This window comes from Brevibacillus fortis (assembly GCF_046196545.1).
Taxonomy (GTDB): Bacteria; Bacillota; Bacilli; order Brevibacillales; family Brevibacillaceae; genus Brevibacillus; species Brevibacillus fortis_A.
On sequence record NZ_CP176370.1, the window covers coordinates 4,240,472 to 4,264,041 of the forward strand.

10 protein-coding genes are annotated in these 23,570 nt (G+C 45.6%); 2 read left to right on the plus strand and 8 right to left on the minus strand.

The genetic code is table 11. The annotated features are described in order from the left end of the window. Window positions 1-47: 47 nt before the first annotated feature. From ACKKE8_RS21125 to hutG, 3 genes are all read right to left on the minus strand, one after another. A complete protein-coding gene (locus ACKKE8_RS21125) occupies window positions 48-1,622 on the minus strand; it encodes an FAD-dependent oxidoreductase (protein ID WP_409174754.1) in 1,575 nt (524 codons plus the stop codon). A 427-nt stretch (window positions 1,623-2,049) separates the two neighbouring features. Further along, window positions 2,050-3,237 (minus strand): sodium/glutamate symporter, encoded by a 1,188-nt coding sequence (gene gltS, locus ACKKE8_RS21130; RefSeq protein WP_409174755.1) that lies wholly within the window; start codon window positions 3,235-3,237, stop codon window positions 2,050-2,052. A 12-nt stretch (window positions 3,238-3,249) separates the two neighbouring features. Beyond that, complete coding sequence (gene hutG, locus ACKKE8_RS21135) at window positions 3,250-4,218, minus strand: formimidoylglutamase (protein WP_409174756.1); 969 nt, start codon at window positions 4,216-4,218, stop codon at window positions 3,250-3,252. Between the two features lie 110 nt (window positions 4,219-4,328). On the opposite strand from hutG, the gene ACKKE8_RS21140 reads away from it, so the two are divergent. Together ACKKE8_RS21140 and ACKKE8_RS21145 are read left to right on the plus strand one after the other, a co-directional pair. Then, window positions 4,329-5,216, plus strand: coding sequence for a LysR family transcriptional regulator (locus ACKKE8_RS21140; protein ID WP_409174757.1), 888 nt, complete (start codon window positions 4,329-4,331; stop codon window positions 5,214-5,216). 96 nt (window positions 5,217-5,312) lie between these two features. Further along, the gene (locus tag ACKKE8_RS21145; protein ID WP_409174758.1) at window positions 5,313-5,537 is read left to right on the plus strand and encodes a hypothetical protein; all 225 of its coding nucleotides are present in this window, start codon (window positions 5,313-5,315) and stop codon (window positions 5,535-5,537) included. 134 nt (window positions 5,538-5,671) lie between these two features. Here the strand turns inward: ACKKE8_RS21145 and ACKKE8_RS21150 are convergent, their stop codons facing one another. The 5 genes from ACKKE8_RS21150 to ACKKE8_RS21170 form a co-directional block, all read right to left on the minus strand. Then, complete coding sequence (locus ACKKE8_RS21150; protein WP_409174759.1) at window positions 5,672-6,838, minus strand: cytochrome P450; 1,167 nt, start codon at window positions 6,836-6,838, stop codon at window positions 5,672-5,674. A 45-nt stretch (window positions 6,839-6,883) separates the two neighbouring features. After that, window positions 6,884-8,200, minus strand: coding sequence for a hypothetical protein (locus ACKKE8_RS21155; protein WP_409174760.1), 1,317 nt, complete (start codon window positions 8,198-8,200; stop codon window positions 6,884-6,886). Window positions 8,201-8,295: 95 nt separating this feature from the next. After that, complete coding sequence (gene asnB / locus ACKKE8_RS21160) at window positions 8,296-10,113, minus strand: asparagine synthase (glutamine-hydrolyzing) (protein ID WP_409174761.1); 1,818 nt, start codon at window positions 10,111-10,113, stop codon at window positions 8,296-8,298. A gap of 26 nt (window positions 10,114-10,139) precedes the next feature. After that, window positions 10,140-16,151: an amino acid adenylation domain-containing protein gene (locus ACKKE8_RS21165; RefSeq protein ID WP_409174762.1), complete on the minus strand. Its 6,012-nt coding sequence runs from the start codon at window positions 16,149-16,151 to the stop codon at window positions 10,140-10,142. A gap of 54 nt (window positions 16,152-16,205) precedes the next feature. Then, complete coding sequence (locus ACKKE8_RS21170) at window positions 16,206-23,564, minus strand: beta-ketoacyl synthase N-terminal-like domain-containing protein (RefSeq protein ID WP_409174763.1); 7,359 nt, start codon at window positions 23,562-23,564, stop codon at window positions 16,206-16,208. Window positions 23,565-23,570: the final 6 nt, after the last annotated feature.

A 23,570-nucleotide genomic window follows, 5' to 3' on the forward strand; every position in this document is an offset into this window, starting at 1 on the left:
TGAGTTCGGTGAAATCCCGAACTCAGGCAACCAGATCGTTTAACTGCTTACACTGCGTACATCGTTGGCCAGAAGTACTCTACGCCTTCCGCGTACAAGAACGCTTGGAACTTTTTCAGCTCATCAGGTGTGTTTCGGACAGCGCGAGGAGTCAGGCCATATTGCAAGCAATAAGCTGTCAAATAACCAGCTACTTCACCGACGTTCCACTCTACTGGGTGGAGACGGAAGCATCCATTTGTAATATGCGTAACCCCGAGATTTTTGCCCGCTGGCAGCAGGTTATTTACACGCACAGGGATTAAGCTGCCCAACGGAATTTGGAACGGATACGTAGACACATCGACGTAATTTCGGTTTGCCGTGCTCGGATGCAGGTCGATTCGGTAGCTGCCGACCCCAACGGAATCATGGAAGGCTTCTGCTTTGCCTGTATTGCGGACAAATGCACTCACATGCTGCTCCAGCACAGTGAATTCCGCTTTGATCCGGCGGGATTCACGAATATACGGATACATCGCCAGTCCATCCTCTGTTCCCACTACATCCTTGCGCAGTCGCAGTCCTGGATACCCTTGTCCACCATCTGGGCGAGGAGCCTCTGTTTGCATCCAATACAGCAGGGAGAGACTCAGTTGTTTACCACCGTAGAGGTGACGCTGACGCTCTTCCTCTGGCACATCAATGATCGAGCCTAACCAGTAGTCATTCTGCGGCCAGTTCACCATTGTTACACCACTCTTGTACAAACCGGTTTGGAAGTTTTTCGGATCAGCAATCTGGCGATACGTGAAGAGCGGAAAATATTTAGTACCCGGGAACAGCTCATATCGTACAGATTCAGCAGTATTGCGCGGATTGGAGCCTGTCCAGCTGAGCAGCTTGTCCGGCCAGAAATCTGCTTTGTAGTTACGCCAGAAGTCATACGTTTCCGGCTTGGCAATCGTATGATTTTCTCCCTCCAAATAATCCATGGCAAAGCAATACGTAAACGCCTGAATATCATTTGGCTGCGGCGGCCCGACAACAGCATTTGGCTCTCCCGTTTGATCCACTGATTCAGCGCCAAGTACGTATTCTACGCCGGCTTGCGGGAGTACATCTCCACATTCTGTCGCGTCCAAGAAATATGGTGCTACCAATTCATGAAAATCATGATGCTTTCGATCTTCTACTGTGATCGACAGTACGTTATCGCCATCCATGCGAACGGCATGCAACTTATGATTAGTCAGAATAGTAAGTCTACCGCTATTCATATAAGGAGCAAGCATCTGATAAAAAACAGCGAGCGCTACTTTTGGTTCGTGGCAAAGACGACTTACTGAACCGTTACCAGGGTCAAGATTCGGAATGACGCGTGCTTCTGCCGTCATTGGATAATGGTTACGGTAATAGTCACGCACGCTGTCACGGAATGTGCGATAGCTCCGCGTGCAACCAAACTGTTCGATCCATGGATGCTCATCTGGCGGTACCGCTTGGCTCGTAAATTGACCGCCAATCCAATCGGTTTCTTCCGTCATAATGACTGATTTTCCCGATTTCGCTGCTGCCAGTGCTGCTGCGCAGCCGCCAGTACCTCCCCCAATGATTACCACATCAGCATGAAGTTCTCTCATTCTTCTCCCCTCCACATTTTCTAATTTTTGGTTGTTCTTGCCAATTAATACGCAAAAAATGACAATACGTTACAATTTTCGCAAAAAAAACTAAATATTTTTTCCATTCGCTTCTACTTGTGCAATCTTTGACTCTGCATCAGTACCTCAAATTTGCCTCGAAGTTGATGCCCCTTTTCATCCCCTTCCCGCTGTCTCTTGGCAAGTCAGCATTCCACATCTCATCCCTGAAACTTGTGTTTTTGGGTGAGATGGTCTTTGCAAAGTTATCGAAAAAAGAACATGTGTTCGTATTTAAATATATACGAACAAGATGCGAACGGTCAAGAAATTATTTCCTTTTCTCTCTATTATTTGTAAAACTCTAGACAGCAAAAAATCCCTCCAGCTCGAATTTCTCCAGCATGAAGGGATTTTTGAATCGTCTTTATTTAAACAAATTAATCGTGGTAATAATGATCGGCATCGCGAACACGTCAATCAGGAAGGCACCTACGATCGGAACGACCAGGTATGCTTTTCTGGAAGGACCAAATCTTCCCGTTACTGCCGCCATATTCGCCATTGCGTTTGGTGTAGCGCCCAGACCATGTCCTGTAAAGCCTGCGACCATGACTGCGGCGTCGTAGTTTTTGCCAAGCAAACGGAACAGGACGAAAATCCCAAACAAAACGATGAATACTACTTGAACAAAAACGATCACGAGCATTGGAAGCGCAAGGTCTGCAACTTCCCACAGCTTGATGCTCATCAGTGCCATGGACAGGAAGATTCCTAGCGTCACATCACTGATCAGGTTGATGCTCTTCATGTCGATTGCCTTTGGATTGAGCTTGTCTACGATGTTACGGACAATCACCGCTACAAACATCGCTCCTACATAACCTGGCAAAACAAATCCGGTTGCAGTCGAGAACAGCTCTCCCAAATACGTTCCCAATGCCATACAGAATGTAATCAACAGGACTTGGATGAAGAAGGTATTCGACGTAATCGGTTGTACTTTTTCTTCCACTGTCTCTACTACTTCTTCGGTTTCCGTCGGCTTCAGATCGTATTTGGTAATCAAATATTTCACAGTTGGTCCGCCGACCAAGCCCCCAGCTACGAGACCAAAGGTAGCTGCCGCGATTCCAATCGCCAGCGCAGATTGAATGCCCATGTCCTCAAGCGTTTGTCCAAAAGCGCCAGCCGCTCCATGTCCACCTTCCATGGAAACCGCCCCTGCCATCATCCCGATCAATGGATGAATGCCGAACACGGAAGCCAAGGACACACCAATTACGTTTTGTGCCAAAGCCAAGAATCCACATGCCAGCCAGTAAATAACGAGTAGCTTACCGCCCAGCTTGATCAGCTTAAAGCTTGCTCCCAATCCAACGGTTGTAAAGAACGTGAGCATGAACAAGCTTTGCAAGGAAGTATCCAATGTAATTTGTAAAATTCCGGTCGCTTTCAAAGCCGTTGCAATGATAGCGAACAACAAGCCTCCAACCACTGGTGCCGGGATACAAAACTTTTGCAAGAAACTAGCCTTTTTTACGAGGAATGTACCTAATACGAGAAGTGCTACTGCGAGAAAAATCGTTGTTACTTGATTAAGTGCTAACGTCATAGTTGTCTCCCCTTAGTTGTTCTCTAGTAATCCCATGATGGCTTCATTCGTCAAGTAAGCACCTAACTTTACTGTTCTTCCGTTTTCATCTAAAAGCGGATTCACTTCACAAATATCAAAAGAAAGCGTTTTCTTATGAGCGGCAACGGTACGGATCAAAGTACGGACAACCATTGGTGTTAAGCCAAAAGGAGATGGAGCACTTACTCCCGGTGCAAAAGCTGCGTTTAAAACATCTGTACATAGCGTCAGCATGACATGGTCGTGTTTTTCGATGAATTCGCTTACAGATAAAGTAATTTCATACATTCGTGCTTCTGTCATCTCTTCTTCATACACATAACGGACACCGAGCTCATCTGCTTTATCAAATAGCTCCTGCGTATTTCCGAAACGCTGAATCCCCAACACAAAATAGCTGCTATTTTTGTCATGCTCTAGTATCTGTCGAAACATCGTCCCCGATGAAGGCTGAACTTCATAGGAACGCAAATCGAAATGAGCGTCAATATTGATAATGCCCAGAGAAGCCTCTTTTCCAATATGCTTTCGGACACCTACGTAATGTCCATACAAGGTCTCATGGCCTCCGCCTAAAATAATGGGCGTCATGGATTTGGAAAAGATTGCAGAAACGGCGTTCCCCAATTCTTCTTGGGCAGCTTCTAGCTCTTCGTTTGGGCAAGCAACATTTCCCACATCTACAATCCGTTTCCCTTCCTCCACTTTCCAAGGAAGGCTTGCAAGCGCTTGCCGAATTGCGTTTGGAGCTTTGGCTGCACCTAATCGTCCTTGATTGCGCCTCACTCCCTCTTCACATTCAAACCCAATGATAGCGACTGTGCGATCCTTGGCAGCTTGCAATGTATCCAAGTCCGTTATTTCTACAATCTGATGGTAGCGAAAACTGCTTCTTCTCTCCGTATGGTCAGTCCGGCCGGTCCACAACTCTGCTGATACATTCTTTGGCAAGCTATTCATCCTTTCTGAACCTTTTGTTTATTGATTATATAATGACAAACTTATTATTTCTAATATATAATTTAAATAATTTGATAGCTTAAAGCTATAAATAAGGGTAGGCGATCCAGTTGGACATCAAACATTTGCACTATTTTGTGACAGTTTGCGATCAGTTGAGCTACTCCAAAGCCGCACAAAAACTGCATATTTCACAGCCTTCCTTAAGTAACGCGATTAAAAATCTGGAGCAAGAAGTCGGCTCTCCACTGCTCGAGAGAAACACGAGAAAAATGGAATTAACGGATGCTGGTAAAATTTTGTATCAGAAATCGTTGCTGCTTCTTTCCCAAATGAACATGCTGAAAAAAGAAATGGAAGAAGTAAAACTGACTGGCAGCGGAGATCTCATCATCGGCATCATTGAGTCCGTGAAGCATTGGATTCCAAAAGTCATTCGCGGATATCAGGGGCGTTTTCCCTCCATTAACATCAAGCTAATCGAGGTGCTAAGCGGGAAAGCTGTAAAGGAATCACTGCGGAAGTATCATACGCATTTACTCATAACTAACCAATTCATCGATGAAGAAGATATCGAATCTTTTCCTCTGTATGATGAGCGCTTAATGCTGGTGCTGCACAAGGATCATCCTCTGGCGGAAAAGGAATCGGTTCGATTAAAAGACTTGTCGGGGGAGACTTTCATCATTAGTACAGAGGGATTTCAGACGAGGGAGGATATTTTAACGGCTTTTTCGTTTGAACAAGTGAACCCGCAAATCAAATTTGAGATTGAGCGCTTTGAAACCGCGTTAACGTTGGTGAGGGAGAATCTGGGGGTTACGATTATTCCAGAGAACTATTTGTCTGGATCAACAGATGCTTCGCTTGTTCGGAAAACGATTGATTCGCCTGCGTTGGAGCGGACGGTTTATTTGGCGTATATGAAAAATCGTTATTTAGCCCCGGCGGTGCAAGCTTTTTTGGAAGAGGTTCGGGGGAAGTTTCCATCCCGGTAATCGTTACGAAAATGGCTCAATCAATCGATTTCACAATTCTCTCCTCTTTATATATAATTGGGAAAGTCTTGAAAATATTCAAAAGCAGGTGATTCTTTGGTTCAAGTAGGCGATGCTCCTTCTAGCTTTATTGTGTTCCTCCCGTTATTGCTATTCTTATTTTTAAACATCATTAACATTGTCATCAGTATATGGGTATACCGCGATGCAAGGAGACGAGGGAATAGCAAGGAATTCGCTATCATCGGGCTTGTTGCTACCTTGTTTTTCCCCGTTATTGGGGTAATTGTTTATTTGGTGATTCGGAAAGATAAGTATTGAAAAGTAAGGAATTCTATTTTCCTTACTTTTTTATTTTCTAGAAAATCTAAACTCCATAGAAATATCCCCTGAAAGTGAAAAAGCAGTCGAACAGGGATAACCTTCCTGCTCAACTGCTTGATAAGAAAATAGGATTAGCCTCTCGTCACATTGAGGATCAGATCGTTGTCAAATCCACCGATTGAGATGTCAGAGTAGCACTTGATCATTTCTGTTAGCATCACCTTTGCTTCCAGTCTGGATAGTGGTGCGCCCAGGCATAAGTGGCAGCCTTTTCCAAAGGTTAAATGCTTATTACTGTTAGGTCGATGGATATCGAATTGGTCTCCCTGTGCAAAGGTATTTTCATCACGATTGGCGGAACCAAGCCATGCCATGACGATTTCGCCTTTTTTCATCAGACTTCCGAACATATCCGTATCTTCTTGAACCTTGCGCATCAAAACCTGTGCTGGTGGACGGAAGCGCAATACTTCCTCGATCGCTTGATCTACCAGCTGTGGATTCTCTCTTAATTCACGATAAACGCCTGGTCGATCCAGTAAAAAGCAGTAGAAAACACTGAACAGTAGCGTACTTGTCGTTACATTTCCAGCGAGCAGCAAGCTGATAGCAATATCAATAATCTCGGGGTCAGATAGTTTTTGTCCTTTGTATTCTGTTTGCGTTAAATCAGAAAGAAAATCTTTTGCCGGGTTCTCTCTTTTTTCTTGAATAATAGGAGAGAGATAAACGGCCATTTCCTTCATAATTTCTTCCTTTTTGAGGTTTATATCTTCATACGTTTCACGGGTCCCGGAAGCGATGAGAACATCGGACCATTGTTTGAACAGCATCCAATCACTGGACGGTACACCGAGCAAATCGGCAATGACAATCACCGGCATCGGAGTTGCGAGATCACCTAAAATTTTGATGCTTTGCTTTTCTTTTACTTCCTCTAGCAAATGCCGTGAAATTTCTTGAATACGCGGCTCCCACTCCTGGAGTGTTCTTGTTGAGAATGCCTTTGTATAGAGAGCTCTTCTTTTTCCGTGATCAGGCGGGTCCATCTCTGTGATGCCCTTTTCTTTCAATGCGAGAGAACCAGCGATTCGTTTGCCTGTATCACTTGAAAAGAGGTGATAATCGGTCAGCACACGCTCTACATCCGCATACAGAAATACATTCCAAACCCGTTGCTTTTCATCGTAATGGACTGGGCTATTTTTTCTCATTTCTGCATACCAGCCGTAGGGTTCAAACTGTTGTTGCAGATTCTGGGCACCTGATATTTCATTAGGGAATACGACTTTATTCATTTCATTCACTCCTTATCGAAATGGGTAGGGTATTGCTGCAAACGGCTACTCTCGGTATGACTTAATATCCTCTAACATGGTATCCAGGAGTTTTTCTATTACCCCAACGTCTGTATTCGATTCAAAGAAGGAAATATTGAGGGTTATGCAATCTTGATACGTACTGACTCCAAGCATTAGTCCTGGTGCGTAATAGGCTGGCGAGACGATATACGCACCTGCGACTTTCACATCATCGAATGATATCTGACTTGTACTAATCATACCAAAATTTGATAATATTGGCGTGCTGTTTCCATCTGCTACAATTTGTTTTCTTACATCCTGTATGATCTTCAAGGTGTGTTGGAACTCTAAATTTTCCACAAAGGCAAAAGTGTTTACCGCATCATGCAGAATCTCTTTATTATCGCGTTGATTCTTCATGAATTCGGCTACTTCTTTCACCTTATCTGCAAATGTCCCAGTTGCTTGATTCATGGAAACGTGAACAACGCCAGACAAGTTGTAAATGGCGTCTGCCTTGCCCGTGGGCAAGAATTTTCTTACATTAACAGTCACCATGACTTTGATTTGGTCAGCCGGAACATTCTCCATCTGTTGAGATAAAGCGCGCATGTAGGCAGCCAATAACACATCATTTACCGTGAACCCTTTTTGTTTAAATCCTTGCGCCAGCTCCAACCACTCTTCGCGCGGTATTCTGCGTATGGCTTGTCTCCTTTTGGCTGGTTCTCCAGGCGTAAAAGGAAGGGTTGGTCCCTGGGGTTCTGGAGCTTGCGGCATCCCGCCATTTGGAATACCCATCTCCTTGAACAAACGACTCTGATCCCTGCCCTCAGGGTTTGACTTGGGAACGTAGCGAGGGTTTTGGGCAAGCTCACTATATAGCGAAGCTAGCAAGTGAACATACTCTATCAACCCTGCACCATCACTGCATAGATGATTCAATTTGATGCAAATGATATCTTTGATCGAGGTCCGCAGAATGCGAACTTTGACCATCGCATCAGCATCGATGTCCATCGGGCTCGACAGCCATTCATCGATGGCTTTCTCTTCGGAATCGGAATCAGGGAGAAGTTGCAAGGAACACCAACCACTTGACCCCAAATCGCTGCGTCGCTCCCAATAGGGGCGGACTGAATCTTTTATAAAGCGGCAACCAATGATAGGCTCAGCAATGGTGCTTGCCTCCATCGCATGAAGCAATCGCTGTTGATTCACATGTCCATCCATTTCCAACACCATTTGAAGTTGGCAATCGGAAAGATAGCTGACCATGTAATTAAACCTGTCACTTCCGTTTGCAGGCAGTCGTTGTGGGATTACCCTATTCTGATTTACCTCACTGACATTCATTTACTACACACCCCTTCAACTACAATTTTTGAAAGAAAAACAGTCAGGAAAAAAACATCCTGACTGTCCTTTTTATTAGCAAATCCAAAGGGCTTCTATCGAATGGAAATCTTGTATTCCTCTAACCACATATTTATCTGAACGAGGTATTCGATCAGCTTCGTTGATTGAGCTAGATTCATAGGTGCTTTTCCATCCAGTACAAATTGGATCACAGACTTATTAATCAATGGTAGTAGAGGCGAATTAGGGTTCGCTAAAATTTGTTTCATATGGTCCAAAATCGCATGGTAATACTCTGGGTGATAGGTCATCGGATATGCGCTTTTATTGCGGTACAATACTTCATGCGGCAAATATCCTTTGTACGCTCTGCGAAGCAAGCCTTTTTCGATTTGATCAATATTTTTTACTTTCCATGGGACATTCCATAAATATTCAACCAGACGATAATCACAATAAGGAACGCGTACTTCAAACCCCGTATACATGCTCATTCGATCTTTGCGATCCAATAGCAACGGAAGAAAGCGTGTGATAAAGAGGTACGACATTTTGCGCTGTTGCGCTTCCAAAGCTGTCTCCCCTTCCAAAGGGTGTACCTCTGCAATCCCTTCTTCATACCGCCTGCGAAGATATTCTTGTGGGCGGATTTTTTCAATGGCTTCTTCATTTAAAAATGAACTCCACCCATCATGCTCCATCCAAGGGAATTTGCCTGAATTCAAGAATTTCTCCTTTTGAAACCAAGGATACCCGTTAAACACTTCGTCTGCCGATTCACCTGATAGCGAAACGGTCGCTTTTTTCTTCATTTCCCGGCAGAACAAATAGAGCGAGGTATCCGTCTCCCCTAATCCCGGGAGATCACGCGCTCTCAACGGCATATGAAAATGAGTAATCAGATCCTGAGCGTTGAAGGTAATCTCTTGATGCTTTGTTTGTACATGCTCTGAGACTGATTTTGCCCATGGCGCATCCAAGCTAATGTGCAGCAAGCCTTCTTCAAAATGCTGATCATTGTCAACAAAATCAACCGAATAGCTGTGCAACGTCTTCCCTTTTTTACGAAGCTCTTCAGCAGCTAAAGCTACCAAGCCACTAGAGTCCAAACCGCCAGATAGCATACTAACCAATGGCAGGTCAGAAATTAACTGACGTTGTACCGTGTCTTGCAACAGGGCGCGTATCCTTTCTGTCGTTGTATCCATATCGTCAGTATGCACTTTGCTTTCCAGTTTCCAGTATGGCCTTGTCCTGATTTGATCCTTTGTAACTGTTACACAATGTCCAGCTCGAACCTCATTGACATTGCGGAAAATTCCAAATCCAGGCGTTCTCGCCGGACCGAGTCCGATAATATCCGCTAACCCATCCGCTTCTACCTCAGGCTTCACTTTTGGATGGGCGAGCAAGGCTTTCAGTTCGGAGCCGAACAAGAACGAGCTCCCTCGTTGACAATAAAATAATGGTTTTACACCCAAGTGGTCACGCGCTAAAAACAATCGATGATTTTTTTCGTCCCAAATGGCGAATGCAAAAATTCCATTGAGATGACGGACACATTCCTCTCTCCATTCCAAAAAAGCGTGCAGTAATACTTCCGTGTCGGAATTGGTTTGAAAGGAGTGTCCGAGCAGCTCTAACTGGCGGCGCAGTTCCAAATAATTATAGATTTCGCCATTAAATGATAAGACACACGTCTGATCTCCTTCTCGGTAGACCATTGGCTGCTTGCCGCCTTCTGGGTCGATTACGATCAGGCGCCGATGCGCAATCGCTGCCCGAGGAGACAACCAATATCCCTCTTCGTCTGGCCCGCGATGTTGGATCGCTTGAGCCATTTTGTGCAAAATAGCATGCTGGGATGACAAATCGTCATCCCAATCAAGCCATCCCACAATTCCACACATAGTAACCTCTCCTCTTGTTCGCAAATTTAGTGTTGGGGATGATACGTTATCGCATTGACTAACTCGCTTACCTTTTGCTCTGGGTTCGCTACCAATTCTTCTAAAAGAGTATTCAAATGCTGCAGCATACTGCTAATCTCCTTATCGTTGAAGAAACGTCGATAGTAGTTGATATGCAGGACCAGCACTTGTTCATAGAAAAGGAGCTCCACTCGTAATGGATGCTCCGTCTGAGCGATCGAATCATAGATGGTAGCGCCGAGGACATCATTAAATCCTCTAAACACGGAAGAGAAATCAGGGAGCTGTTCGCTTACCAGATAACTGTCAAACAAAAGCCGATCTCGTGGAATATCACACCACTCGTATATTTTTTTCAGCGGCGTATACTCGTACTGACTCGTCTCTACTACCTTGGACTGCATGTTTTGGAGCCAAGACAAGAACCTCATGTTTTGCTCGATGCTGACGCGAATGGGCAGAATATTGAAGAAAAGCCCGACTGAATGTTCGACCTCCATCTTCGCTATGCTACGGCCGGAGAAGATCGTACCAAAAACTACGTCTTCCTTGCCGCTGTAATGATGGAGCAACAATGCCCAAGCCCCCTGTACCAATGTATATGGCGTCAGATGATACTTCTTGGACAAGGATAACAGCGCCGAGGAGACTTCTGGCGAAACGATGAACCTTTCTTGAGAATAGGGAGGCTCATCGGCAGAAATATTCTTCTTGCTCGCTTGCGCCCATTCAAGAGTGGAGCTGGTCATTCCTTTCAGATTTTTCTTCCAAAACAACTCCGCATCCGTTAAGTCCTGCCCTTTTTGTAGCGCAACATAATCCCGGTAAGGATAGACAGGCACAATATCAATCGCCTTCCCTTGGGAAAACGCTTGATAATATTCGAATAGTCTTTTTACGATTAACGTATAGCTCCAGCCATCCTGCAACATCAGGTTGAAGACATAAATAAAGTAGTAGACATCCTCTCCTACTTGAAGCAGAGCAAGATGCGCATGTGGAGCTTGACCCATTTCAAATCCTTGTTGTCTAAGCTTTTGAATGTAGGATTGCAATTGTTCATGTTGATCATCTTCCGGAATGCCACGCCAATCTTCCTGTTTGATGTGGATATCCACTTTCTCATGCACGATCTGCATCGGTTCATCCAGCTGTTCCCAGATGAAGGAGGTTCGCAGTGCAGGGAATTGTTGGATGAGATGCTGCCATGCCTGCTCAAAAGCAGATACATGGAAAGGGCCACCCTCTATGCGAAAAGCATGATGAACCACATTCAAACCAGGCTCTGGATGATGCTTGTATCGATAAAGCATATTCTCTTGCATGATCGTTAGCGGATAAACATCCTCCATGTATGGGTTGTCTGCTTTTATCCGATCCAGCTGATGCTTATCAAGCGTTGGTAACTCTACTGCTGTTGGAGTTCGCTTCGCACTTTGGGTGGAAACCCCACCTACAACCTCTGCCAGTTCAGCTATGGTCTGGAATTGGAAAATTTGTTGTGGAGTCATTTCCAAACCGAGTTGTTTTGCTCTCGCAACCACTCGAATGGTATGAATGGAGTCCCCGCCCAATCCGAAGAAGTTATTATGTATGCCAACCTTATCCAAGCCCAATATTTCAGCCCAGACATCGGAAAGAATTCTTTCCGTCTCCGTCGTTGGTGGCACAAAATCTCCTTCCATCTCTGGCACTTCCATAAGCGGCGCAGGAAGCGCTTTGCGATCCAATTTTCCATTCATGTTCACTGGCATTTCCTTGATAAACTCAAAGATAGACGGAACCATGTAATCTGGCAGCTTATCCCGTAAATAACTGCGCAACTCTGGAATGAACTGGCGAGCAACTCTGTCTGTCAAAGGATCGTTCGCATACGTTTCGATCGGCTGGTAGTTTTTCGCTGGACGATGCCACGCGGTAACCACTGTGTTACGTTGTCTTTTTTCTAGTAAATGCTCAGGTCGGAGTACAGCTTCATAGCTGCCATCCTCGCTATCACCCATCCAAGTGATATCCACACTGTATCGAAGCTCAGCGCCCAACTGCCAAAGCTCCTCCGGGTCCATTCCAGTGCCTGGCTGATTCTGATCTGTTCTCAGTTCTTCCACCGTTTTGAGTACATCTCTGTCAGCAAGCAACGACTGGTATCGATTCGCCCTGTCCAACCGCAAATTAGGAATATTCGTAAGCCCTAAGATTTGCGGTTTATATTTGGTCATGACTTGACGAAGTTCATCCATATTTCGGAAGCCCTCCTCATGCCAATCCAGCCAGGAAAAGTCCTCAATTGGCTGCACTTTTTTGCCGAGATGAAGAACCACATCATAGCGATAGCGAGTTAATTCATTATGATGACTTCCACGCTTCAGCTTGATTTCTACATGGCTGATCTGATGCAACTGCGCTTGAAGCGCATAGAAAAATGCAGGATCTATAACCAACTCCTGCTCTTGTCTCATTCGCTTCTGCACGCGGCGCTGCAATTGATCTGTGGTCAACGTCGCTGGTGACTTTTCCATCTCAACCTCAGTGAGGAAGGTTTGCAGTAAAGAAAGATTACGAACATCCCCGACAAAGATTGCTCCTTTGTCATTCATGGCATGTATGGCCTTTTTCAGCACATCCAACAGGTAGCTCGCATCCGGGAAATACTGGACCACAGAGTTGAGCACGATCACATCGAATTTCTGTCCCTTTAATCCACTAAAATCATCCGCATAGCTCTTACGCAGTGTGACATTGGATAAATCCTCTCTTTGGTTGATCAGATTCGCAGTAATATAATCCAACGCCATCGACGAAAAATCCGTTCCCCAATACTGTTCACAATGAGGCGCTATCCGGGATAATAACAGCCCTGTACCGCACCCGATTTCGAGTACCTTTTTCGGTTGCAAGGCAAGGATACGATCAACCGTCGAATTGACCCATTCACGCATTTCTTCCGCTAAAAGAGGCTGACCCGTATAACTGCTGTTCCAGCTGGTAATGTTGAAATCGGCCTCATATTTATTTTCATCATCATAGGCTTTATCAAAGACATCCTGCCATTCTGATACCTGCTCCGCAGGAAGTGCTTCTTCTGTTGCCTTTTTCAGTTTTTCCTTGGACTGTGAATCTGGCACGATATAAGATACCAGCTGCTTATGCCCTGGTCTCTGCTCGGATTCATGAACGATCACAGCCGCTTTTTGTACATGTGGATGTTCATCTAGTACAGCTTCAATCTCACCCAGCTCGATACGGAAGCCCCTTAGTTTGACCATAAAATCAATTCGGCCCAGATACTCGATTATTCCATCCGGCATGTAACGTGCCAAGTCACCTGTTTTATAAAGGCGTGCTCCCTCTTTATTGCTGAACGGATCAGGGATGAATTTCTCTTCTGTCAGCTCAGGACGGTTATAGTATCCGCGAGCCAGCTGTACACCACCGATGTGCAGCTCGCCGGCAACACCGACGGGAACTGGCTTCAGGTGCTCGTCTAGCAGATAGATTTGAGTGTTTGCCACAGGGCGTCCAATCGGCACGGATCTGAGCTTGCTTCCTTTTTGACATGCCCAGTACGTGACATCAATCGCCGCTTCTGTAGGACCATAGAGGTTGTGCAATTCCGCATCGAGACACTCGAAAAAGCGCTCCTGCGTTGAATAAGATAAGGCTTCCCCACTACAAATAACTCGTCGTAGCGTATCGCAGCCACTAATTTCCGTCTCCTCCAGGAATACTTGAAGCATCGAAGGAACAAAGTGCATGGTGGTGATTTTCTCTTTTTTGATCAGGCGTGCCAGATAAGTCGTATCTTTGTGACCTTCTGGACGAGCTACTACCATGCAGGCGCCCGTCATTAACGGCCAGAAAAATTCCCAAACCGACACATCAAAGCTGAAAGGCGTCTTTTGCATGACGCGATCGGTTTCATTCAGTTGATATTGTTCCTGCATCCATAAAAGTCGATTGACGATACCACGATGGGCATTCATCGCACCTTTTGGCTTGCCAGTAGAGCCTGAGGTGTAAATCATGTACGCCAAATTGTCGCTGTTGACTCCGCTTGCAGGCGCCACACGGCTCTCTATGCTAATTGTCTCCCAATCTGAATCGAGGCAAATGAGTTGTCCACCATATTCAGGGAGCGTGTTCTTCAGCCCTTCCGCAGTCAAGAGGAAAGAAGGATTCGCATCCGTGATCATAAAGGCAACCCGATCTTGCGGATAGCTTGGATCTAGGGGAACGTAGGCGCCGCCTGCTTTGAGGATACCTAACAGCCCAATGACCATCTCTAATGAGCGCTCCATATAAATGCCCACAAGCGTTTCCGCTCTTACTCCCTGTTTTCGGAGATGGTTAGCCAGTTGATTCGCCCGTTGATCCAATTCACGGTAAGTGAGTTGCTCCTCTTCAAAAATTACGGCTGGGGCATCTGGTGTTTTGGCAGCCTGTGCCTCGATAATCTCATGTAGGCACCTATCTTGCTGTGGGTAGTACGTCTTCGTATCGTTCCATTCAACCAACAGCTTTTGCTCTTCAGCAGCGGTCAAAATCGGCAAATCTGAAATCAGCTGGTTTGGATTCGCGACAATGCCTGCCAGCACGATTGTAAAGCTTTCTAACATACGACTGATTGTCGATTCATTAAAAATATCGGAATTAAACTCAACGTCTAGGTCAAGGATATCCCCTTTTTCTACAACCTGAATCCAGAGGTCAAACTTGGATGTATTGTTACGGAACTCTTCGAATTTGACCAAGGAAAAGCCTAATGCAGACATGTCCGATTTTTTCGGCATAGGAAAGTTCTGCAACACAAAGCAGACTTCAAACAGTGGATTTTGACTCATATTACGCTCAGGCTGCAATTCATCCACCAATCGTTCAAACGGTACGTCTTGATGCCTGTATGCGCTGTTCGCTGTTTCTTTCACACGCGACAACAGCTCTCTAAAGCTTCGATTGCCGGAAACATCTGTTTTAAGGACCAACGTATTTACAAAAAAGCCGACCAGATTCTCCATTTCCACTCGGTTACGGTTCGCTACGGGCACTCCCACCCGGATATCATTTTGCCCGCTGTAACGATGCAACAATATCTTTAAGGCGGTGATCATGACCATATACAGCGTGGCATTTTCTTGCTCGCTCAGCGCTTTTATGGCATGTGAAAGTGAAGAGGGAATTTGTAGTTTTAGGCTCCCTCCTTGAAACGTTTGGATAGGAGGTCTTGTACGGTCTACTGGCAGCTCTAACGCGCTGCTTTCTTTTCCAAGGGTTTCTCTCCAGTAAGCAAGCTGTTTCTCAAGCACTTCTCCTTGAAGCCATTCCCGCTGCCAGCTTGAAAAGTCAGCATACTGGATCGGAAGCTCAGGCAATGGGGAAGGCTTGTCCGCAAGATATGCCTGATAAAGCAGAACCATTTCTCTGAAGAAAACCCCGACTGACCATCCGTCTATGATGATATGGTGAACGTTCAAAAGTAGAATATTCAAATCCTCGCCGAGTTTGAATAAAGTGACACGCAATAAGGGTCCCTTGGTTAGATCGAAAACATACATGCTTTCCTCTTTAGCGAGTCGGCGAAACTCATCCTCCCTCTTTGCCTCAGGATGTCCTGTAAGATCGACAATAGGAAAAGGAATTTGCAAGGCAGGCGCTATTAACTGATACGGCTCTCCGTTTGCGACTTGAAAGGTGGTTCGCAGGGCTTCATGGCGCTTCACTATCTCATTTACGCACTGCTCCATGATGTTTGTGTGAAGCTCACCCGATAGATGGAAGGCGGCAACCACATTATAGGCAGGACTGTTAGGTACCAACTGGTCTAAAAACCATAGTCTCTGCTGGGCAAAAGAGAGGGGCACGAAGCCCTCTCTTGAACGCCGCGGAATCCCGGTCTTTTTCGTCTCCAGTTTTGAGCCTTTCAGCTTCTCCAGCAATGCCAGTTTCTTCTCGGAAAGCTTCGATCTGCTCTCGGCAAGTAACTCATCTCTTGATTTAGCTGATTCCTTATCATTGATCATCGGATTGCTCCTTCCCACATGGTGATTCTGCTGCCTTACTTATAGATGAATTCATCAGCTTAATAGCTCCAAAATCGCTTCTTCCGGAAGCTCATCAATAGCAGCAATCAGTTCCTCTTCAATCAGCTCCGCCATCCCTGCCACGGTTGGCGCGGAAAAGAGATTGTCTAAATTCAAATCAACCGGGAAGCTATTCTTCAATCTGGAAATAATTTGTGTGGCCATGATTGAATCGCCGCCAAGGTCTTGGAAGTTTTTGTGGATGTCAACCTTTTTCACGCCAAGTACCTCTTCCCACGCAGCAGCAATTTTTTTCACGAGTTCGTTACGTGGTGCACCATCTTCGTCAGCAGGTATGACATCATGATGAATCACCGAGTTTTGGATTTCTGTCTCCCTCCCATCAGCTTCTTCTGCCTGAACACGAGGTAGCTCAGTTGAGTTGGCTATGTCTGCTGTTCTGTGTTCATGTTTTTTTGCTGTCAATTCGGAGGTGGCGGCTGCTTCTTGATGGGTTCGGTTGCCTACGACAACTTTGGGTAAACGGTATCGTTCCTTGGCAAAAGGATAGCTTGGCAAACCTGATAGACGGCTCACCATTCCTTTTGGATAAAGAGCTCCCCACTCTATTTCGTTGCCATGAACCCATAGCTCCGCCAGCTTTTTGATTTTCTTGTTCAGAGCGAGATTGCGAATAAAATCCCTTCCCTCTTCGGTATCGCCGATCTTGATTCCGCCCGCTTTGTTTATTTCTCCGATAAACAGATCAGCCGTTTTTGCCCCATTCCCTTGTATGAATTGCTCTAACTGCGCAATCAGCTTTTCTTTACTGTCGACCACGACTGCTACTCGATGAGACATGGATTCTCTAGCAGTCTGATAGGTATAAAGGAAATCTGCTAGTTTCACATCATGATGCCTTTCTATAAATGCCTTTGTTTTCTTGGCATAGGCCACTAATTGTTCACGTGATTCAGCTGACAGCACGAAGACTCCCGTCGTTATCTCTTGACCCTCAACAGGAGCAGTGGATCTGGCTTTGCTTTTATCAAACTCTTCGATCACCAGATGAGCATTGGTGCCGCTGAAGCCAAAAGAGCTGACCGCTGCCAATCGAGAGCCTTTGGAATTGGTCTGCCAGTCTTGCAGCTTGGTATTCACATAAACAGGGCTGTTTTCAAAATCAATGTGTTCATTCTCTTTGACAAAATGGATCGAAGGGGCCATCTTCCTGTTTTTCATGCTGAGTAAAACCTTGATGACACTCAATACCCCAGCCGCTGCTGTGGTATGACCGATATTGGCTTTCAAAGAACCAATTGCGCAGAATCGTTTCTTCGGCGTAAATTGGCGGAACGATTCACTCAGCGCATGAATCTCAACAGGGTCCCCTAATTTTGTCGCGGTTCCGTGTGCCTCAATATATTGAATGTCTTCCACATCAATCTGTGTTTTCGCGTAAATGGATTTTTGCAGGTCGCTTTGCGCTTGGAAGCTAGGCACGGTAATACCCAATGTCCGTCCATCCTGATTGGTTCCACTGCCTCGGATGACACCATAGATGCTGTCGTTATCCCGTAACGCATCTTGCAATCTTTTTAAAATCACAACGCCAACGCCATCCCCAACGACAATGCCATTAGCTCCATTGTCAAACGGGCGGCACTCTCCTGTAGGAGAAAGCATCCTTGCGTTACTCATCGAGATAAACGGGGCCGGATGGGAATAAATCGTAATTCCTCCTGCAATGGCCAGATTGACCTCTTCCGTCTTTAGCTTTTGGCAAGCAATATCGATTGCAACCAAAGAGGATGAGCAAGCTGTGTTCACAGCCAGAGCTGGTCCTTTCAGGTCAAGGAAATAAGCGATGCGCGAGGCGAGTATACTCGTATCCGATCCGAGCATGCCAAAATGAGAGAAATCTTGTTCCACCGTCATTCCCGCCATTGCGCCAATAACGGTTCCAACGGGTTGTCCTCTCAGCATGGACGGGGTATAACCTGCATCCTCTAGCGCTTTATAGCTCTCCTGTAAAAGGATGCGCTGCGTGACATCCATCGATTGGGCTTCGGTAGGAGAAATTTTGAAAAACGCTGGATCAAAATATTCAATATCCTCCATCGCCCCGTATTTAATCGGAATATCGACGAGTGCATTTTCTTTGAAAAAGGCGCGCCAGTCTGGGTTGGTCACTTCTCTGATGCAATCTTTGCCCTGACTGACGAGCTCCCAGAATTCCTCTTGCCCCTTTGCACCTGCTGTACGGCAGGATATCCCAATAATCGCAATATCATCGGAAGCTGCTTTAGGCGGTTCGTAGGCAATATTCCGAGTTGAGACTCTCTCTGTATAAGCAGGCTTCTCTTCAAGATTTCTATGCTTTTGGTAAAACGAGTCTGTTTGGGCTGGTTGTTGCTCTGGTAGATGAGTCGCGATGTAGCTCGCCAATGCTTCTAGCGTATTATGTTCAAATACAACACTCGTTGGTAGTTTCAGATGAAACTTGCTATTGATGGCTTCGGATAGTTGAACAGCATTGAGCGAGCCGATTCCCAATTCTTTTAGGGTTTCCACTTCTTCCAGCTCTTCTTGTCTCAAGCCTAGAACGGTCGAAAACACCTCGATCAGGCTCGCTTTGATTTTAGTCCGATCTGGAATGGACTGATCTGCCGCCAAATCGCGTTTTTGTTCAGAATTTTCAGATGAAATTGGTTGATTCTGAGCATCCGACTCGAAAGGTTTACTTGCATAGTGCTGGCTAGGCTCGTATTGCTGCAAATGGCTAGCAATATAGCTTGCCAACGAATCTAATGTATGATGTTCAAACACAACGCTGGTCGGTAGTTTCAGATTGAATTTGCTGTTAATCATTTCGGATAAGGCAACGGCGTTAAGAGAGCCAATTCCTATATCCTTCAAGGTCTCTACTTCTTCCAGCTCTTCTCGTTGATGACCCAAAACGGTGGCAAAAGCCTCCACCAAGGATTCTTTGATGGTTTCCCTATTCCAATGAAGGATGTGGTCGTGCTGATTTGGATTCGGGAGAGCTCTCGTTTGTTTTTTCGGATAAGGAATATAACCGCTGTTTACCATTTCCGCTAATGCTTCTGGATAAGGCCTTTTCTTCGAAATTTTGCTGGCATTCCATTCACAACGCTTCGTGTACGCAAGATGCGGAGCCTTTTTCAGCTTAAACAAGCAATAGCTGATCCACCCTCGTTCAAGAGAGATAGATTGATTGACCGTGTTGATATACAAATCTTGAACGGCTTTAGGCAGATGCTTGATGTACTGTTCCACGTCAGGATCATGCAAGGCGTTAGCAATCTGCGGCGATACGTCAATGATTTCATCGATTACTAACTGATGCTCGGCTAAAAGCTCAATCCATTCTTGCACGGTGGGAATGCTGACTTCTACGTTCTGGTCTACGATCGGTCCTCGCGTGTTCGCTATGTAATCGATCAACAGAACGGTTCCCTTTTCGTTCAGAGAAGTAGAGATATTTTGAAATAATCCATGTTTATTTCGAATATGGAAGCTCACTTCAATCCCGACAATGATGTCGTAGTGATCGGGAAAGGCATCCTTGGAGCTGTCTTTGTTGAAAATTTTCGCACGAGCTCCCAGATTTTTCTGGGCGATTCGTTGATTGCCAAGCTCTGCTTGCGCCTTGGTAATCGTAAATCCGTGGGTTTCGATATGCGGATAGAGCTCTGCTATTTGAATCACATCTGTCCCATGACCACATCCAAAGTCCAATACTTTTTGGACACGAGAGAAATTTTCTTTATAAAAGAGTACTTGGCGCATCTCTACTTGCTTCTCTCTTACCATTTCTCTTTCCAACGGATATTTTTCAGGGTTCAATATGACACGGCTCATTGAAAAGCCTGGAATCTTCCTTTCAAATGGACATACGGTCAAGTAATCCTCTGAAAACTCCGCTTCGCTGCTGTTTGCACTATAGGTGTAAATCTCCACGGCCTTGTTTTCGAATTCTGGATGAGCGGATGTCATGCTCGTCTCCCTCCTAGAGCGATTCGTTTGATTGCGTTCTATCCAGCACGTTCTCCTCTTAAATGGATAGGTTGGGAGCTTAGCTACTCGGGATAACTCCTTCCCATCATGCAGCTTCTGCCAAGGGATGGGATTGCCTAGAACCCATAATTTTGCCAGTTCTCCTGTATCTCTTGATTCGATTGCCCGCGTAACCCGGTCTGACATCAATTCTTTGTTTTCCTTGAGGTCGCCAAAAAAGCAATGTTCCGTCTCTTCTTGCTGTTCCAACCAGCATTCCAGTTGCTGTAAAAGCTCTGTTTGATTATTGGTGATGACAGCTAAACGGCAAGGCATTTCTTCTCTTCCGATTTGAAGGGTGTAGGCTGTATTCGTTACATCGATATGCTGGTTCTTATGCAAATAACCAATCCAGCGATGAATGTACGCTTGCAACCTCTCTTTCGTTTTGGCCGAAAAAACAAACAGCTGAGGTTCTGAATCATATACACTGCTTGGTGAAATTCGGTTGTATTCCTCAACGATAAGATGGGCATTCACTCCACCGCCGCCAAAGCTGGTAATGCCTGCTCGCCGGGGGACTATCTGCCCATCTACTGTGACCTGCTTCCATTCCGATACCTCTCGCTGTAATTGAAAGGGGAGTTGATCAAAATGAATATTCGGATTCAATTCGTCAGGAACCAAGGTTGGAACCAGCGTCTTATGCTGTAACGACAAAATCACTTTCATCAGCTGCGACATACCGGAAGCTGATTCACAATGCCCGATATTCGGTTTGACCGAACCAAATCGATAATCCCCTTCTGTTCCTTGACGGTTGTGAAAAGCTTTCGTCACCGCTGTCATTTCTACGGCATCGACGATGTCTGATCCATAGGCAGAAGCTTCCAGATAACTAATGGATCGAGAGTCCAGTCCACTTTCTTCCAGTGCTTCTGCCATCACATCTGCAATTGGGTTGGGGCTTGGTGTCATATAGCTATTGGCTTTCCCCTTATGGTTGACAGCGGTTCCACGTATCACGGCATAGATATGGTCCATGTCCCGCACAGCCTGATCGTAATCCTTGAGAACAACCGCACCCACTCCCTCACCAGGCACAAAACCTATTCCGCCGTTCCCAAAGGCAGCACTGTCAGAAGTTTGCGAGATGAGCTGCCCCACTGTCAGACCGAAGTAGGTATGCGGATGGGTGTACAGATTCACCCCACCAGCAATCGCCATGCTTCCCTTCCCGTTCCGGATGTATTCACATGCTTCATGAATCGCTACTAAAGCTGAGGAACACATCGTATCGATCGGCATACTCGGACCCTGTAAGTTTAGATAGTAGGAAGCCCGATTTACCATCGATGCATATGAGGTTGTCGGAAAGTGATGGGTGGTTTCCGTGCTATATAAATGAAATCCTTGTTTCGTAATGCCACCAAAAACCCCTGTTCGCTTTCGTAGCTCCGTAGACATCTTCGATGAGGCATAGCCTGCATCTTCTAACGCCTTCCAACACTCTTCTAAATAGAGGCGCTCTTGAGGGTCTATATTTTCCGCTTCTCGCGGAGTCATATGAAAGAATAACGGATCAAACTGATCAAAGTCCTCTAAGAAGGCACCCCATTTACTATAGCTTTTTCCTTGGGAAATGGCTTCCTCCCGATTTGGATGATAATGCTCTGTCCAATCCCAGCGCTCGGCTGGAATTTCTGAAATAGACTTTTTACCCTGTACCAAATTATCCCAAAATTCGTCCAAGTTGTTAGCTTGAGCAAAGCGCCCACTCATGCCAATAATCGCTATTTTACCGGAGGAGGCAGGCTTGGACGCCGTCATTTGCGAATGAGCAGATGACACAAATGCTCTCGTTTTTCTTGGGTTTCGTTTCCCTTCGGTTTTCGGCAATGGAGCAACATCAACATGATCTTCCGTTTGATTTGGCTCCTGCTTGTGATCTTCCAATCCTGTGAGCGAAATTAGCGCTTCTCTTTGTGTCTCTAGTAAATGCTCGACTAAGTCATCTACTGTCTGATATTCAAAAAACAGAGTGCCGCTGATGGTTTCGCCGAAAATTTTCCGAAATTGATTGATCAGTTGTACAGATAAAATGGAATCCATGCCATATGCCTCTAACGGCTCGGAAGCATCCATTCGGTTACTCGGCATTTTCAGTGTTTCAGCAATCAACTGTTTGATGTATTCCGTACTTTTTTCGCGCAGGACGTCCTGGATTGCCCTTCTTTCTGGAGAGGAAGGTATTTTCACTCTCTTAGCTTTTGGCTGTTCCGCATTTACGCTCGGCGTAGGTTTGGGCTGCTTTATTTGCTGTTGGCGGATCACGCCGTCGCTTTCCGTAACAATAATTTGCTGCCCCATCGCGTGCGCATCTTCTGTTGGGAAAAAGACCGACTGAAATCCTTCTTCCTCCAATACTTTCTGCCACGTTGATGAAGATAACCCAGGGCAGCCTGAAAGGCGCAGCTCTGGGTCTTCGTACAGCCACCATCCCTCCAGCAAACCAAAGGTAAGATGGAGGAAGATGGTGTTTTTACTCATTTCATTTAGCAGTAGCAAGCCGTTCTTCTTTAAAACAGCTTTCGCGTTACGCAGCGTTTGGCGAATATTTTTGGTGGCGTGCAAGACATTTGCTGCAATGACAATATCATATCCGCCCAGATCAATTCCTTGTCCCGTCACCGACTCTTCTACGTTAAAAATCTGATAGGTCAAATAAGGGTTGCTTGGTCCATACTCTTTTTCTGCATGCATGAAAAAGGCTTTGGAGAGATCTGTATAGCAATATTCCTGGATATGCTCTTCATACGGCTTTAGTTTTTGGAAAACGACGGCACTCGTTCCTCCCGTACCTGCACCAATCTCGAGAATGCGAATACGGGCCGCAGAATCTTGGTTTAGCCGTTCCTCAACAAAAGCAACCACTGTATCGGCAAGGACTTCATTAAAGTAGTCGGAAACCGTGTTATTTTTGTATACCTTCTCGACTAATTCCATCGACGAATTGGGAAAGATGACTTCTGTCGCCCGCACCTTTCCAGTGAGAATTTGCGGTAAAGCACGCAGGGTTGCCTCGACTAGATTGACTTGCGCATTCGTATCCGAATTTTTTAGCCAGACTTCTTTTTCTTGCTCCCATTCTTGCCAGACAGCCGTACTGGAAATGGGCGCAATATCGATCACGGTAGATGTGGCGCTATCGTAAACGAGATAATCATTCCGAGCCAAAACAGAAGCCGTTTCTTCGAGCCACAGGTCATATAAGTCAAGCAGACCGCTTTTTCTTTTGAGACCGCTGAGCGCTTGATTCTTTTCCGTAAAGCAGCCAAGCGACTGCATTTGACCCCACAGTAACTTTAAGAGAAGCTCGTCCATTTTGTTCATTCTAGG